The organism is Variovorax sp. GW823-FHT04B03, from assembly GCF_058796495.1.
Window position 1 is genome coordinate 269,786 of record NZ_JBXAIT010000007.1, and the last position, 16,191, is coordinate 285,976.

General features: G+C 68.9%; 14 protein-coding genes. All 14 read right to left on the minus strand.

The window, feature by feature from the left end; genetic code table 11:
- Positions 1-150: 150 nt before the first annotated feature.
- The 14 genes from AC1RAD_RS28110 to AC1RAD_RS28175 all read right to left on the minus strand — a co-directional run bounded on the left by AC1RAD_RS28110 (position 151) and on the right by AC1RAD_RS28175 (position 16,168).
- On the minus strand, positions 151-3,078 hold the full coding sequence (locus AC1RAD_RS28110) for a beta strand repeat-containing protein (RefSeq protein WP_492738357.1): 2,928 nt from the start codon (positions 3,076-3,078) through the stop codon (positions 151-153).
- 180 nt (positions 3,079-3,258) lie between these two features.
- Positions 3,259-3,849: a hypothetical protein gene (locus tag AC1RAD_RS28115; RefSeq protein WP_492738359.1), complete on the minus strand. Its 591-nt coding sequence runs from the start codon at positions 3,847-3,849 to the stop codon at positions 3,259-3,261.
- 883 nt (positions 3,850-4,732) lie between these two features.
- Entirely contained in the window at positions 4,733-5,587 is an 855-nt protein-coding gene (locus tag AC1RAD_RS28120; protein WP_492738361.1) for a response regulator transcription factor, read from the minus strand.
- A 98-nt stretch (positions 5,588-5,685) separates the two neighbouring features.
- Positions 5,686-5,916, minus strand: a complete 231-nt coding sequence (locus AC1RAD_RS28125; protein ID WP_492738363.1) for a hypothetical protein — start codon at positions 5,914-5,916, stop codon at positions 5,686-5,688.
- Positions 5,917-5,985: 69 nt separating this feature from the next.
- Entirely contained in the window at positions 5,986-6,849 is an 864-nt protein-coding gene (locus tag AC1RAD_RS28130; RefSeq protein ID WP_492738365.1) for an intradiol ring-cleavage dioxygenase, read from the minus strand.
- Positions 6,833-7,870, minus strand: a complete 1,038-nt coding sequence (locus tag AC1RAD_RS28135; RefSeq protein WP_492738367.1) for a branched-chain amino acid ABC transporter permease — start codon at positions 7,868-7,870, stop codon at positions 6,833-6,835. The genes AC1RAD_RS28130 and AC1RAD_RS28135 overlap by 17 nt, the downstream gene beginning before the upstream one ends.
- Positions 7,871-7,875: 5 nt before the next feature.
- Entirely contained in the window at positions 7,876-8,850 is a 975-nt protein-coding gene (locus AC1RAD_RS28140) for a Bug family tripartite tricarboxylate transporter substrate binding protein (RefSeq protein ID WP_492738369.1), read from the minus strand.
- A 48-nt stretch (positions 8,851-8,898) separates the two neighbouring features.
- Positions 8,899-10,494, minus strand: a complete 1,596-nt coding sequence (locus AC1RAD_RS28145) for a sulfatase-like hydrolase/transferase (protein ID WP_492738371.1) — start codon at positions 10,492-10,494, stop codon at positions 8,899-8,901.
- Positions 10,495-10,503: 9 nt separating this feature from the next.
- Positions 10,504-11,364, minus strand: a complete 861-nt coding sequence (locus AC1RAD_RS28150; protein ID WP_070059778.1) for a branched-chain amino acid ABC transporter permease — start codon at positions 11,362-11,364, stop codon at positions 10,504-10,506.
- Positions 11,357-12,073 carry an ABC transporter ATP-binding protein gene (locus AC1RAD_RS28155; RefSeq protein ID WP_492738373.1) on the minus strand — a complete coding sequence of 239 codons (717 nt, stop codon included), beginning with the start codon at positions 12,071-12,073 and terminating at the stop codon, positions 11,357-11,359. The genes AC1RAD_RS28150 and AC1RAD_RS28155 overlap by 8 nt, the downstream gene beginning before the upstream one ends.
- Complete coding sequence (locus AC1RAD_RS28160) at positions 12,070-12,789, minus strand: ABC transporter ATP-binding protein (RefSeq protein WP_062479592.1); 720 nt, start codon at positions 12,787-12,789, stop codon at positions 12,070-12,072. The genes AC1RAD_RS28155 and AC1RAD_RS28160 overlap by 4 nt, the downstream gene beginning before the upstream one ends.
- 12 nt (positions 12,790-12,801) lie before the next feature.
- Positions 12,802-14,055: an ABC transporter substrate-binding protein gene (locus tag AC1RAD_RS28165; protein ID WP_492738375.1), complete on the minus strand. Its 1,254-nt coding sequence runs from the start codon at positions 14,053-14,055 to the stop codon at positions 12,802-12,804.
- A gap of 49 nt (positions 14,056-14,104) precedes the next feature.
- The gene (locus tag AC1RAD_RS28170; protein WP_492738377.1) at positions 14,105-15,172 is read right to left on the minus strand and encodes a maleylacetate reductase; all 1,068 of its coding nucleotides are present in this window, start codon (positions 15,170-15,172) and stop codon (positions 14,105-14,107) included.
- A 21-nt stretch (positions 15,173-15,193) separates the two neighbouring features.
- Entirely contained in the window at positions 15,194-16,168 is a 975-nt protein-coding gene (locus AC1RAD_RS28175; protein ID WP_492738379.1) for a tripartite tricarboxylate transporter substrate binding protein, read from the minus strand.
- Positions 16,169-16,191: the final 23 nt, after the last annotated feature.

Consider the following 16,191-nt stretch of genomic DNA (forward strand, 5'->3'; position numbering starts at 1 on the left):
TGGGGATCAGAAGAAACGAAAGAACTTTTTCGTTTGCGCCCTCGCCTCGGAAACGAGAGAAGGCGCAAAGGAAAACGCACAGGCCTGTGTGCCCTGTGCGAGGGAGCCGACGGGCTTGCACCCGTCGGCTCCGCTTCACTCAGGTGAAGCTCAGTTGTTGACCTTCACGGAGAACAGCAGCGTGGCGGTGCCGCCAGGTGCCACGGTGTTGCTTGCGCTGCCGCAGGCCACGGTGGTGGCGGTGCTGCTGTAGGCCAGGGCCGTGCCGGTCACGCCGGTGGACGTGCACTGGTTGGCGGCCGGAGGCTGCGTCGCACCGGTGAAGGAGGTGTAGGCCGGCACCGCGTCGTTGATCGACATGTTGGTGACCGGTGCCGCGCCTTCGTTGGTGGCAACGACGCGGTACACGATGCACTCACCGGGCTTGGCGACCAGCGGAGCCGACGAGGACGGGACCTCGGTGCCATCGCAGTTCGTGTCCAGTGCCTGCGTCTTCACGAGGCGCATCTGGCCCGTGATGACCGTGGTCACGTCGGTGGCCGAGGGCGTGCCGCACGAGGTGGCGCCTGCCGGGAAGGTCACCGTGACGGTGGCCGTGTCCACGGCACCTGCCGAAGCGCCGCCCGGTGCGAACACCTTGACGAGCAGCTTCTGCGTGCCGTTGGCCGCCAGCGGGCCCGGGATCGTGCCGGTCACCAGCGTGTCGCCGCTGCCGATCTGGCCGTCGCCGTCCACGTCGATGTACAGCGCGGTGGTCCAGCCAGCCGTCACGTCTGCCGCCGGCAGCGTGGCCGACACCGTGTACGGGCCTGCGCAGCTTTGCGTGCCGGTGTTGGTCAGCGTGTGGGCGTACACGACCGAGCCGCCGGGGGCGATCTGGCCGTTGTTGTTCGGCGTCAGCGTCGCACCGTAGGTCACGGCCTGGGTCACGGTCACGGCATCGGTCTTCGTGTCGATCGCCACGGCGCCCGTCGAAGTCACGATGGTGGAACGCACCTGGAAGTACACCAGCTGGCCGGTGACGGGCGTCTGCGAAGCAGGCGGCGTCACGCAGGCATCGACCGGCGTCTGCGCGTTGGCTGCAACGTCCACCGTGGTGATCGCCGCACCCGTGCAGGTGCCACCCGCCGCCACGAACTTGACGGTCCAGCCTGCGGGCAGGCTGCCCGGGAAGCTGTTGGTCTGGCTCGCCGCCAGGCTGTAGGTGTTGGCCACCGTGTCGTTGTTCTTGACGAACAGCGTGAAGATCGCGCCGGTGCCGGCAGCGGTCGTCTTCGTGGTGGTCGGCTGCGGGCTCGGGCCCGTGCCCACGTCGCCGTTGCCGGTGTTGCCTGCGGTGCCGTTACCGGTGGCCGTGTTGGTCAGGTCGACCAGCACGCCGATCATGGCGTTCAGGGTGTCGCGGGTGGATTCCGTCTTCGTGCTGTCGCCCGTCGAGGTACCCGTCACGATCGCGCTGAACGGACCGGTGGGCAGCGTGCCGGGAGACGGCAGCGTGGCGGCGAGCACGAACTGCACGCTGCCGTTGGCCGCGACCGGGCCGGTGTCGGGAATGCCGTCGCTGTTGTTGTCGATCAACGGCGTGACACCGTCGGCGGCAAAGAACTTGAAGGTCGTTCCGACCGGGAAGGTGCCCAGAGCGGCCGTGAGGTTCACGACGTCCGTGGCATTGCCCGTGTTGAACACCGTCTGCGTGAACTTCACCGTGGCGCCCATGGCCGCGCTGGCGACAGTCGTCGTGTCGGCTGCGGTCGTGTTGGGGTTGCCCACCGCCGTGTCCAGCGAGGTGGTCGGGCTGCCGGAAGCAGAACCGAGCACGATGCCGAAGGTGCCGATGACGTTGTAGCTCGCGGGGTTGGTCGGCGAGCCCGTCGTGCCCGGGTTGTCCGACGTGACCGTCGTCGGCACAGTCACGGGGTTGTACTTGGCCGTGTTGGTCGTGGTCGACGTGCCGATGGCCGCCGTGTTGTTCACCATCACGACGAAGCTCACCGTCTGCGTGACGTTCGGCGGCAGCGAGGCCACCACGAAGGCCAGCGTGTTGCCGGTCGCGGTGAAGTCGATGGCGTTACCAGCCACATCACCCTGCGGTGCGTCCGTGAGCGCCGTGCCCGGTGCATTGCTCCAGACGGCCGAACCCGGCACGTACGTGAAGCCTGCGGGCAACGTGTCGGTCATGACGAACCGGCCAGCCGCACCACCCGTGTTGTTGAACTTCAACGTATAGGTGGTGTAGACGCAGCCTGCTGCGGGTGCGCCAGCTGCCGTGGTGGTAGCCGCGCAACCTGCGACCGAGCGCGGACCGCTCACCGATGCCGCGGGCCAGGTGCCGCCATTGGCCGACCAGGCGACCGACGGAACGCTCAGGCTCTTGGTGGCGTTGAAGGCCGCCTGATCCGTGAGGTTCACGTTGTCGACGTCGGCCGCTTGCGTGTTACCCGCCGCGTACAGCGCCGGCGTGCCTGCGGTGGCCGTGATGGTCGCGGCCACCGGCGAGGTGAACGTGCCCGACGAAGCGGTGCTCGGGATCGAGTACGCCACGACGAACGGGAACGTGCCGTTGCCACCCGCCACGGTCTGGGCCGGGACGTTACAGACCGCACCCGGAACGACCGAGCACAGCGCGGTCGTGCTGTCGGGCACGCCGTCGGCATTCGCGTCGGCGAACACTTCGACCTTGGTGAAGCCGTTCGGGCTGGCCGGTGCGGCCACGCTCAGCGTGAACGTGTCGGTGCCGTTACCCGTGTTGGTCAGCACGTGCGGCGCGTACACGGTCGTGCCTGCAGCGCCGGTCTTCGTGTTGACCACGTTGGTCGTCACGGTGGTGTAGGTGTCCAGGTTGAACGAGCCGACCTGCTGCACCGTCGTCTGCACGAGGTTGGAGGTGGCCAGCTGGCTGGCGCCGTTCGGGTCCAGGTAGGTGGCCGAAGCCTGGTTACCGATGATGGTGTTGGCGGGTGGAGCCGCAGCGAGTGCGCCGGAACTTCCAAAAAGGAAGCTCAGCGTCAGGGCTGCTGCGCCCGCCCAGAGCGCGCGCGGCGCGGGGCCGGTGCGACGGGCAGACAAGGTAGGGATCACTTGGGTTTCTCCTCGGGGGTTGGGGTCAAAAAAGGTCAAAAAAAGGACGAACTCACCCCGGCCGGAGATTTCCGCGAACGGAAACCGGCAATGGAAAAACCAGCGGGGTTTTGAAGAAAAGAGAGAACCGGCCGTCAGGGCGGCTCAGGGCCGCCGACGGTCGTCGTCAGCGCGGGAAGCTCAGGGCGTGCTGCGCGCAACCTTCTGCGCGTCGGCGGCAGCGGCCACCGGTGCGGGCGGCACCACCGTCTCGACCTTGGCGCGCGCGGTCACCGCGGCCGAGCCGTTGGCGGGCAGCTGACCCAGCGTCCAGCGCAGCGAGCGGTACTCGTTGTACGGAACCGGCTCCGACTTGCCGTTGACGACGCGCGCCAGCGGCTCGGCGGCAAAGGCGCCATCCTTGGTCGCGGCCTTGACCAGCGTCGCGCCGGGCTTGGCGGTCTTGGGCAGGTATTCCAGGCCTTCGGGGATCGGCAGGTTGGCCACCAGGCCGGTGACGGCCTTGCCCGTGTGGTTGGTGTAGGTGGCCGTGTACTCGAGCACGTCGCCCGGCTTGACCGAATCGGCCGCCAGCAGCTGCTCCTTGCCCTGCGCGTCCTTGACCACCTTGGCCTGCGTCAGCACGACCGCGACGGTCTTCTTCTGCGCGGCCTCGGTGGGCGCGGGCGCGGCCTTCGTGCCCTGCGCGGCGGCCATGCCGCCCAGCCCCAGGGTCATGGCCACGCCGAGCCCCAGGCCGAGGCGAACGGTCAGCCGGACCACCGGCGACATGAATGAATTCACTTGAGACGAACTTCCGATAGACATAGACAACTCCTAAAAAACAACTTCAAAGCCAGACCGAGGCAACACGAAGATCAAACCGACTTGACCTGTGGCCTCGCGAATTGGCGTCGAAGCCATTTCCCAGCCACTTGCAGGGCGACGACCGCCTCCGATGCCCACGCTCGGCCTCACGCAAGCACGCCTTTTCGAGCCGCTTCCATGAGCCATTTACCACGTTCATATTATTTTCTGAATGTTTACAAAAACAATCGAACGTCTGCGATCCGCCACTTGCAATGGCCGAGGGTTCCGTGAAAATGTCACGAGCGGCCCTATAAAGTTAACAACTGTGAATACAGATGTAATCTGGACGCTCGCTCAGATTGTGAATAAACCTGCAATTGGAGTGTGATCAATTTCACAAGCGGATCGCCTCCAAGTTGTTGATGCGTTTGAATAATTTCACTTCCACATCAACCCGGCGCCTCACGATCCCCCAGTGCTTCAAGGGAGAAACGAGGCCCTTCGAGCGGCTTCGGACTGGCCCCTGGGGCCACTTCGAAACTAAATTTACAAATTCACAGACTGTGTAATCAGGCACCGTGAATTTCAGGGACTGCATGCGCGACCTGTCCCCCAATGGTTTCAATCACGGGCAGCGTGAAATACGTCTTGGTGGATTTTTCAAAATCCAATTCCATTCAAACAGGCACGGCTGCGCCATTGGCTTGAATTCAATTCAAGCCAATCCCGGCCGGCTCACTTCGCCGGAATTCATTCGTTGGTCTTCCGACGCCCGGCCTCAATTCGGAGGCGAATGGGCGGGCGTCTTTTTTCAAGGTGACCTTGCGTCACCCCTTCGGATGCCGCGGGCGCTGCCCGCGAAAACTCACTTGCCGTGCCGGTTGTGCGCGCGCTCCAGCGTGTAGCCCACGCCATAGAGCGAGCGCACGCGGAATTCGCCCGCCACGATCGATGCCAGCTTCTTGCGCACGCGCGACACCAGCGCATCGAGCGACCGGCTGGCGCCCAGCTCCCCGTTGCATCGGGGCCCCTGGGGCAGTTGCTGCCGCGACACGGGCGTGTCGAGGTGGCGCACCAGCACCCGGGCGATCTCGAATTCGCTCGGCGTCATGATGGCTTCGCGGCTTGCGTACTCGACCGCGAGGCGGCTGCGCACGAGCTGGAAACCGTACAGGCCGTGCGGCTTCGCGTTTCGGCGCAGCGATTTCCTGCCGCACAGCGTCGACACGCGCGCCACGACCTCTTCCGCGTTCCAGGGGCTCACCAGGAAATCATCGACGTCGAACACCGACACGCGGGGCGTTTCCAGCACGCCGCGCGACCGGGTCAGCACGACCACCGGTGCCGTGGCCGCACGGCTGGCGCCGATGCCGAACAGGATTTCCGGCAGCGCGCCCTCCATCGTCTCGCCCATCAGCAGGAAGAGCCCGACGCCAGGCATCGAGGCGGCCTCCAGCAGGTCTTCCTCGTTGACCACGCACAAGGGGCTGAAGCCGGCGTCCTTCAACCGGCCTCGCAGCCAGTCGATCTCTTCGCCGGAATCCGTCAGCACCACCACACGACCGTTTTTCTGTTCCACCCTGTCCACCATCGCTTCCCTTTTCATCGCTCCCCGCATGCCTCTCACAATGGAGTGGAATGTATTAACGTTTATGTACAGTCGATAGGGAAAAGTGCCGATATTGACCAACGGAAACAGGTAGCCCTGTTCTTTTGTCATCGTGTGCAAACAAACTCACACTAATGGGGCGTCACCCCCTCGACACGGGCGGATGGAATCCCGGATCAGCCTTCCATTCCGCGAAGGCCAATCGCTCATCAACCCCTCTGGGAAGTGGCCTCGGACGCAGGGGCCGCCTTGCGCGCGGACAGCCTTTCGAGCAGCCCGAAGAGCCAGCACATCGGGCAGCCGCGCAGCAGCAGCAAGGCGCCGACAAGGGCCGGTGGCGCGATCCAGAGATGCGCGGACGACAGCAGCACGGCCAGCGCGATGAGCACAAGCGCTCCCGCGCCGCGAAGCAGATGCCAGGTGATGGAAACAGGACACATGGTGCAGGACTCCTTGGGGATGGACACCTGCCATAGAGGCGCCGAAACGCCGAAACGGTTCGCGGGCCCTCAGCCCCCTGCCGGCTCGAGCACGAACGCGAAGTCCAGCGTGTGGAACGGCCCCTCTTGCAGGCTGCCGTCGGGTGCGCGGCCCGGGGCATGCGCCGCGAAGTCGCCGATGAGCGAGCTGCGCACGCCGAACACCGCATCGCTGTCGAGGTACGGATCGCCCTCGCGGAAGACATGCGTGATCAGCGTCTCGTAGCCCGGCGCCTGCACCATGAAGTGCACGTGCGCGGGCCGCCACGGATGGCGCCGGGTGGCGCGCAGCATGGCGCCCACCGGCCCGTCGGTGGGAATCGGATAGGCCACCGGCGCCACGCCGCGAAACCACAGCCGCCCTTGCGCGTCGGTGCGCAGCACCGCCCGCCCCTGCATGGGGCCGCCGGGCCGCTGCACGTCGTAGAAGCCTTCGGCATCGGCCTCCCACACGTCGACCACCGCATCGGCGACGGGCTCGCCGTCGCGCCCGCGCACGGTGGCCTGCACGAACAGCGGCTCGCCCACCGCGCCGGCGGCGATGTCGCTGCCCAGCGGCAGCTGCGGCGCGCCGGCCACGTGGAAGGGGCCGAACACGGTGGCCTCGGTGGCCTGCGGGCTCTTGGCGTGGTTCATGGCCACCGTGAGCATCGACAGGCCCAGGGTGTCCGACAGCAGGATGAACTCCTGGCGCTGCGCGTCGCACTTCTGGCCGGTGGCGGTGAGGAAGTCGATGCCCGCGGCCCACTCGGCCTCGGTGAGCCTCACTTCGCGCGCGAAGTCGTGCAGGTGGCGCACCAGCGCCGACAGCACTTCCTTCAGCCGTGTGTCCTCGCAGCCGGCCATGCGCTCGAGCACGGCGGCGGTGATGGTGTGTTCATCGATGTTGCGCATGGGCGTCGGGCTCCAGGGGGGAAGAAGGCGCGTGCGCCGCCGCCAGGCGCCGCTGCGTCGGGAACAGGGACCAGGCCCAGCGCTGCTGCGCCCAGCCCCACAGCCCCTGCTTGAAGAAGATCGTGGCCACGATGGCCAGCAGCCCGAGGCCGAGCAGGTACCAGGTGCCGTAGTCGCTCAGGAACTTGTTCAGCGCCCAGAACACCAGCGCGCCCACCAGCGGCCCTTCGATGCGGCCGATGCCGCCGATCACGACCATGAAGATCGCGAAGGCGGTCCAGTTCGGCGCGAAGGCCGCGTCGGGGCTGATGCGCAGGTTGCCCACGAAGTACAGCGCGCCCGCCAGCCCGGCGCCGAAGGCCGCCACCACGTACACCGCGAGCTTCATGCGCGCCACCGGAATGCCCTGCGATTCGGCGGCCATCTCGTTGTCGCGGATCGCCAGCAGCGCCAGCCCGAAGCGGCTGCGCAAAAACAGATAGACCAGCGACACCGCCGCCACCACGCAGCCCAGCGCCATCCAGTAGGTGACGCTCTCGCGCGTGGCGCGCTCGATGCCGCGCAGCGCCGTGAGCGTGGTGCCCGAGCCACCGCCCACCGCCGACACGTTGGCGAAGCTGAGCCGGAACACCTCGGCGATCACCCAGGTGCCGATGGCGAAGTAGCCGCCCGACAGCCGGAACGCCACGAAGGACACCGGCACCGCGATCAGCGCCGCGGCCAGCGCCCCCAGCGGAATCGCCACGAACGGATTCACGCCCGCGAAGTTGCCCAGCATCAGCATCACGTAGCCGCCGAAGCCGAAGAAGGCCTGCTGCCCGATGCTGACCATGCCGCCGTAGCCGGCCAGCAGGTTCCACATCATCGCGAAGATGAAGTAGCAGGCGATCTCGACGAACTCGCGCATCCAGCTGGGCTCGCCCCAGAAGGGCAGCGTGGCGGCCACCGCCACCAGCGCGGCGGCGCTCCAGCCCGCGCGGCGGCTGCTGCCGGTGTCGATGGTGACGACGACGGAGGCCATGGCGCTCAGTCCAGCTGCAGCTGCACGCGCGCGGCCACCTGGCCCCAGCGCTGGTGTTCGGCGCGCAGGCGGCGCGCCGCTTCTTCGGGCGTGTTGGCCACCACCTCGAGGTCCATGGTGGCCAGCCGCTCGCGCAGCTCGGGCGCGGCCAGCGCCTTCGCCACCTCGGCCTGCAGGCGCGCCACCACGGCCGGCGGCGTGGCGCGCGGCATGGCCATCATCTCGGCGAAGCTGGCGTCGTAGCCCTTCACGCCCGCCTGCGCGACGGTCGGCACCGTGGGCTGGCTGCCCAGGCGCTTGCTGCCGGACACGGCGATCGCCACCAGCTTGCCGTCGCGGATGATCGGGCCGACCGTCGGCGAGGCCAGGAAGCCGCAGGGCACCATGCCGCCCATCACGTCCTGCATGGCCGGGGTCGGGCCGCGGTAGGGCACGTGCTGCATCTGCACGCCGGCGTCGGCCAGCAGCATCTCCATGGCCATGTGGCCGGGCACGCCGGGGCCGCCCGAGGCATAGCTCATGGGCTTGGCCCTGGCCGCGGCCAGCAGCTCGGGCAGGGTCTTGATGCCGGCGCCGGGAAAGCACACCAGCTCCTGGCTGAACGCGGCCAGCTGGGTCACGGGCAACAGGTCTTCCATCGGGCGGATGGCGAGCTTGCGGTACAGGTGCGGGTTGATGGTCAGCATGGTGTCGGGCCCGACCAGCACGGTGTGGCCGTCGGTGGCGCGCGCCACCTCCTGCATGCCGATGTTGCCGCCCGCGCCCGGCTTGTTGTCGACCACCACGGGCTGGCCCAGCGCCTTCTGCAGGGCCGGCTGCATCAGCCGCGAGACGATGTCGCCCGGCGCACCGGCCGGGAAGGCCACCACCAGCCGCACGGGCTTGGTGGGCCAGGTGTCGGCGGCGTGGCCGGGCGCGATGGTGGCGAGCACGGCGACTGCCGCCATGCAGGCCGCGAGAGGTCGGCGGAAAGCGTTCATGGGATGTCTCCTTTTTTGAAATGGGGTGCGCGGATCGGCCGGCGTGGCCTACCAGGCGCCGATGAGAATGCCGGCCGCCAGTTCGCGTTCGTTCCAGCGCGCGATGTCCTCGGGCGCCACCGTGGGAAAGCGCCGCCGCTGGCGCAGCCAGTCGAACAGCAGGCCCAGCATCTGCTCGCGCACCACGGCCAAGGCCGGGTCGCGGCCCAGGTCGACCAGCTCGTCCGGGTCGGCCTGCATGTCGAACAGCTGCGGCGGCAGGTCTTCGAAGTGCACGAACTTCCAGCGGCGCGTGCGCAGCATCGTCATGTGGCAGCGCTCGACGGGCTGGGCCAGCGGCAGCCGCACTTCGTCGCGGAAGGCGAAGCTGTTCTCGCACACCACCACGTCCTTGCCGGCCGCGCCGGCGTGGCCGTGCAGCAGCGGGCGCAGCGACTGGCCTTCGAGCCATTCGGCCGGCTGCGGCAGGCCCAGCGCGTCGAGCATGGTCGGCACGAGGTCGATGCACTCGACCAGCGCGTCGCTCACGCTGCCGCGGCGCGCGTCGGCCTCGGCGCGCGGGTCGACCACGATCAGCGGCACCTTCACGATCGGGTCGTGGAACAGCTCCTTCTCGCCCAGCCAGTGGTCGCCCAGGTAGTCGCCGTGGTCGCTGGTGAAAACGATCAGCGTGTCACGGTCCAGCCCCTGTTCGGCCATGAAGGCGAAGAGCCGGCCGAGCTCGTCGTCGACCTGCTTCACGAGACCCATGTAGGTCGGCACCACGGTGTTGCGCACCTCGTCGCGACTGAAGTTGCGGCTCACGGTTTCGCGCCGGAAGCCCTCGACCACCGGGTGGGCGTCGACGCGCTCGGCCTCGCTGCGCACCACCGGCAACATGTCGTCGGGCCCGTACATCGCGTGGTACGGCGCGGGCGCCACGTAGGGCCAGTGCGGCTTGATGTACGACAGGTGCAGCACCCAGGGCGCGTCGCCGGCCTCGCGCATGAAGTCGATCGCGCGGTCGGTCGTGTAGGGCGTCTCGCTGTGCGCGCCGGCGATGTGCGCGGGCCGGTCGGCCCAGCGCATCTGCCAGCCGCTCAGGATCTCGCCGTCGGGGCCGCGGCCCGAGTTGGCGAAGTCGTGCCAGGGGTTGTCCGATTCGTAGCCTTGCGCGCGCAGCCAGTCGCAGTAGGCATTGCCCGTGACCTTGAAGCCCGGCGGCCAGATGCCGTCGTCGCGCGCATAGGGCTCGAAGCCGCCTTCCATCGCGAGCCGGCCCGCGCCCTGCGTCGGGTCGATGCCCAGGCGGCGGGCGCCCTCGGTGTCGGCCTCGACGTGCGTCTTGCCGACCAGCGCGCAGCGCACGCCGTGCGGGCGCAGGTGATCGCCCAGCGTCTTCTGCCCCACCGACAGCGGCACGAAGTTCCACATCGTCCCGTGGCTGCTGACATAGCGGCCGGTGTAGGTCGACATGCGCGAGGCGCCGCAGACCGCGCCCTGCGCATAGGCATGGCTGAAGCGCACGCCGCGCGCGGCCAGCGCATCGATGTGCGGGGTCTGCAGACGCGGGTGGCCGTAGCACGAGAGGTGGTCGGCGCGCAGCTGGTCGCACATGATGAACAGCACGTGCCTGAGCGGCGCGGGGGAGGTCTTGTCGGTCATGTCAGCAGGTCAGCGTGTCTTGGGGAACAGTCCCTGCGGCCGCAGCACCAGCACCGCGAGGAACACGAGATGGCCGAACCAGATGCCCCAGCCCGGATCGATGCGAAAGCCGATCTGCTGCGCGATGCCCAGGATCATGGCGCCGGCCAGCGTGCCCCAGAACGAGCCCATGCCGCCGATGATCACGGCCTCGAAGGCAAAGAGCAGCAGCAGCGGGCCGTCCGACGGCGACACCGTGGTGCGCATGCCCTGCAGCGCGCCGGCGATGGCGATCAGCACGAAGGCGATGCCCGTGGCCAGCGCATACACCTGCTTGGCCTTCAGCCCCATCAGCTCGGCGATCTCGCGGTCGTCGGACACCGCGCGGAAGGTGCGGCCCAGCGGCGTGCGCGTGAACATCCACTGCATCGCGCCCGTGGCCGCCACCGCGACCGCCAGGATCACCAGCGGCAGCGCCCCCAGCGCCAGCGTGTCGCCCAGCGGCACCGAGGCGGTGGCCAGCGCACCGACCTCGATGGCGCGCGGGTCGGCCGAGAACAGCTCCAGCAGCAGGTTCTGGATCACGATCGACAGGCCGAAGGTCACGACCAGCGAGGGCAGCGGGTCCTTGCCCAGCGTGCCGTTGAGCACGTGGCGCTGCAGCAGGTAGCCGAAGCCGAAGGCCAGCGGCAACACCGCGAGCACCACCAGCCATGGCACAGATGCGCCGGTCATCGAGACGCCGGCGATCACCGCGAAGGCGCCCAGGATGATGAAGTCGCCCTGCGCCGTGTTGGTCAGCCGCATGACGCCGAACATCAGCGACTGGCCGAGCGCGAACAGCGTGTAGAGGCCGCCGAGCAGCACGCCCTGGAGCAGGGTTTCAAGCATGGGATTCCTCGATGCCGAAATAGGCTTGCGAGATCTGCTCGGGCGTGAGTTCGTCCGAGCGCCCCGTGAGCGACACGCGCCCGTCCTGGAAGCAGTACACGCGCTGCGACACCTGCCGCGCCATGCGCACGTCCTGCTCCACGATCACGACCGTCATGCCCTCCCCCGTGATGGCCGGCATGGCCGCATAGATCTCGCGGATGACGACCGGCGCCAGGCCGAGCGAGAGCTCGTCGCACAGCAGCAGCTCGGGGTTGCTCATGAGCGCGCGGCCCAGCGCCACCATCTGCTGCTGCCCGCCCGACAGCGAGGTGGCGGGCTGGCGCCGCTTCTCGGCCAGAATCGGGAACAGGCCGTACAGGCGCTGCAGGTTCCACGGCCCCGCGCGGCGCGGCGTCGCGCCCATCAACAGGTTCTCTTCCACGCTCAGGCTCGGGAACAGGCGCCGGCCTTCCGGCACCATCGCCAGGCCGCGCCGCACGATCTCGCCGGGCGGCAGGCCGCCGATGAGTTCGCCCTTGAAGCGGATCGCTTCGGACGGCGCGCGCAGCAGCCCCGTGAGGCTTTTCAGAAAGGTCGACTTGCCCGCGCCGTTGGCGCCGATGACCGCCACCAGCTCGCCCGCCGACAGCGTGAAGTCGATGCCGAACAGCGCCTGCGCATCGCCGTAGAAAGCCTGCAGGCCGTGGGTGTCGAGCAGCGCGTTCATGCCTCGATCCCCATGTACACGCGCCGCACCTCGGGGTCGTTCATCACCGCGCGCGGCGCGCCTTCCGCCAGCTGCTGCCCGAAGTTGATGACGAACAGCCGGTCGGCCAGCGACAGCAGCGCATGCACGACGTGCTCGATCCAGATCATGGTCACGCCGCGCGCCTTGATGCGCTTGAGTTCCGCCACCAGCACGGCCGCCTCGGGCTCGGTGAGCCCGCCCGCGATCTCGTCGAGCAGCAGCAGGCGCGGCTTGGTCGCCAGCGCGCGCGCCAGCTCCAGCCGCTTGCGGTCGAGCAGCGTGAGCCCGCCGGCCGGCTTGTTGGCGTGCGGCGCCAGGCCGGTCTGGGCCAGCACCTCGTGCGCCGTCTCCCAGGCTTCGCGCTCGGCCTGCTGGCCGCCGAAGCAGGCGGCGGTGACGAGGTTCTCGAACACGCTCATGTGGCCGAAGGGCTGCGGCACCTGGTAGCTGCGGCCGATGCCGGCGCGGCAGCGCTGGTGCGGGCGCAGCCGCGTCACGTCGCGGCCCGCGTACTCCACGCGGCCGGCGTCGACGCGCGCGTCGCCCGAGATCAGGTTGAACAGCGTGGTCTTGCCCGCGCCGTTGGGCCCGAGGATGCCCAGCGTCTCGCCCTCGGCCACCGCCAGCGTGATGCCGTCGGTGACCTTGAGCGCCCCGTAGGACTTGCTCACGCCGTGCAAGGCCAGCAGCGTCATGGCAGCCGTCACTCAGAGCAGGCGCAGCGCGCCGCCGGTGGGGATCGCTTTCGCGGCCTCGTTGTTCACCAGCGTCAGCTCCACCTTGCGCTGCTTGCCCTTGCCCCACTGGCCGAGCACCAGCGGTGTCTTGCTGACGTTCTTGAACGGGCCCTGCCCGCCCCACTTCACGGGGCCGACCACGGAGTTGATCGAGGTCGCGGCCACGGCGTCGCGCACGTCGCCGGCCTTGAGCGACTTCGATCGCGACAGCGCGTTCGCCGCCACCTCGAACAGCGCATGCGCAAAGCCGATGGGCTGCGTCCACTGCTTCTTCGTGCCGGCCTCGTAGGCCTCGGCCAGCGCCTTGGCGCTTTGCTGCGTGAGGCTGGAGCTGAAGGGGTGCGACGGGCTCCACCACACCTCGGTCGAGAGGCCCTCCCCCAGCTCGCCCAGCGCCTCGATGGCGCCCGGGAACAGCAGCGCCTTGCCGAGCGTGATCACCTTGGGCCTGAAGCCCTGCTGGCGCGCCTGCGTGAGGAAGGTCTTGGCGTCGGGCGGGATCACCACGCCGGTGACGATCTCGACGTTGTCGCGCTTGAAGGCCGCGATCTGCGCGCTGAAATCCTGCGTGCCGTTCTGGAAGCGGCCCGGGTCGGTGAGCGTGAAGCCCATCTGCGCGAGCGGCTTGGGAAAGCCCAGCTCCTTGTCGCCCCAGGCATTGCCGTCGCCGTCGTTGGGGAACAGGCCGCCGACCTTCTTGTTGGTGGCCACGGTCTTCCAGCCGTTGGTGAAGGTGGCGATGACATCTTCCAGCCCCCAGAACAGGTGGTAGGTCCAGTTGAAGCCCTTGGCCGGGTCGCCCTTGCGGCCGAAGAACCAGGGCTGCCACGGCACCACGCTGGAGATGCAGGGCACCTCGTTGAGCTCGCAGGCGTCGCTCACCGGGTTGGCAGTCTCGGGCGTGCCGGCCGTGAGCACGAGCGCGACCTTGTCCTTGAGGATCAGGTCGTTGGCCACCTCGCCCGCGCGGTTGGGGTTCGACTGGCTGTCCTTGAGCACGATCTGCACGGCGTACTTCTTGCCGCCCACGGAGATGCCGTCCTTGAAGGCGGCCTTCATCTGCTCGATCACCCACTTGTCGGCCTCGCCGAAGGGCGCGAGCGGCCCCGTCTGCGGCGACACGTAGCCGATCTTGAGCGTGTCGGCGGCGAACACCAGCGGCGCGGCGCCCGTGGCGGCGAGCGCGGCGGCGGCTTGCGTGAACTGTCTGCGGTTGAATGTCATGGCTGTCTCCTTCGTTGTTCGTGTGTGTCTTCGATGCCTGCGCCGTGGCCTAGCCCGGCGGCTCGCCGTCGAAGGCGCGTTGCAGCAGCGCGCGGATCGCGTCGCGCTCGGCCGGGCCGAAGGGCCGCGGGTTCCAGTACGGGTTGGCGACGGCGATGTCGGCCGCGCGGTCGAGGTCGGCGGCGCGCATGCCGATGTCCTTCAGCGCCACCGGCGCGCCGTTGTCGCGCGCCAGCGCAAAGACCGCCGCCGGCGCCGACACGCCGCCGAGCGCGCGTGCGATGCGCGCCATGGCACGCGGCGCGGCCTGTGCGTTGAACGCGAGCGCATGCGGCAGCACCACCGTGTGCACCTCGGCGTGCGGCAGGTTGAAGCTGCCGCCCAGCGTGTGGCACAGCTTGTGGTGCAGGGCCATGCCCACCGCGCCGAGCACGCCGCCGCAGAGCCAGGCGCCGTACAGCGCATCGGAACGTGCGGCCAGGTCGTCGGGCTGCACGCGGATAGCGGGCAGCGCGCGGGCGAGTGCCGCGATGCCCTCCTCGGCCATCAGGTCCATCACCGGGTTGCTATCCTGCGCGTACAGGCCTTCGGCCGCGTGCGCGATGGCGTTGATGCCGCTGGTCACGCTCAGGCCCACGGGCAGCGTGCGCGACAGCTCGGGGTCGTAGATCACGGTGCGCGGCAGCACGCGCGGGTCCTTGCCGGTCTTCTTCAGGCCGTTCTCGGTGAGGCCGTAGATCGGCGTCATCTCGCTGCCCGCGTAGGTGGTGGGAATGGCGACGATCGGCAACCCGGACTCCAGCGCGATGGCCTTGCCCAGCCCCGTGGTGGAGCCGCCGCCCAGCGCCACGGCGCAGTCGGCACCGAGCTGGCGCGCCAGGTCGCGCGCCTCGCGCGCCGTTTCCACGGGCACGTGCATCACCGCGCGGTCGAACAGGCCGGCCGCCTGCGCACCGAGCGAGGCCGCCACGCGCTCGGCCTGCGGGCGCTGCTCGGGGGTGCACAGCACCAGCGCCTTCTTCGCGCCCAGCGCATCGATCTCGCGCGCCAGGTGGCGCAGCGAACCGGCGCCGAACACCACGCGCTGCGGGTGGGTGGTGTGGATGAAGTCGTGCATGGCGCGCTCCTTTCTGTCTGACTATTCGAGGCTCAGGCGGCGCTCGCGCACCAGCCGGGCCCACTTGTCCTGCTCGGTGCGCAGCACGGCGGCGAACTGCTCGGGCGTGTTGGCGATGCCCGTCAGGCCCTGTTCGCGCAGCCGCTGCTGGAACGCGGGCTCGGTCACGATCTTTCGCACCTCGGCCTGCAGCCGGTCGACCACGGCGCGCGGCGTGCCGGCCGGGGCCAGCAGGCCGACCCACGAGTTCACCTCGAAGCCGGGGTAGCCGCTCTCGGCCACGGTCGGCACGTCGGCATAGGCGGCCACGCGCTGCGCGCCGGTCTGGGCCAGGGCGCGCAGCCGGCCCGCGTTGACATGCGGCTGGGCCAGCACGGCCGAAAGGAACATCATCTCGACCTGCCCGCCCAGCAGGTCCTGCTGGGCCGGACCCCCACCGCGATAAGGGATGTGCGTGACGAAGGTGCCGCTCACGGCCTTGAAGTACTCAGCCGTGAGGTGGTTGCTCGAGCCCGGCCCGACGCTGGCGTAGTTCAGGCGCCCCGGCTGCGCCTTGAGCAGGCCGACGAAGCGCACGAAATCCTTCGCCTCGACCTTCGGGTTGACCACCAGCACCAGCGGATTGCTCGCCACCTGGGTCACGGGCTGCAGGTCTTTCGCGATGTCGAAGCTCAGCTTCGGATAGACCAGCGGGTAGGTCGCGTAGCTGTCGAACACCATCAGCAGCGTGTGGCCGTCGGGCGCCGCGCGGGCCACCTCGGCGCCCGCCAGCGTGCCGCCGGCGCCGCTGCGGTTGTCCACGATCACGGTCTGGCCGAGCGCGGCCTGCAGGCGCGGCTGCAACTGGCGCGCGACGGTGTCGACGATGCCGCCCGGCGGAAAGCCGACGACCAGCCGCACCGGCTTGGTCGGCCAGGCCGGCGCCTGGGCCTGCGCGGCCATGCCCCACAGCAAGGTGCAGGCGAGCAGGGCCCGGGAAAGGATCGAGAAAGACATCGTGTGCGTCCGTCGGGTTGAAA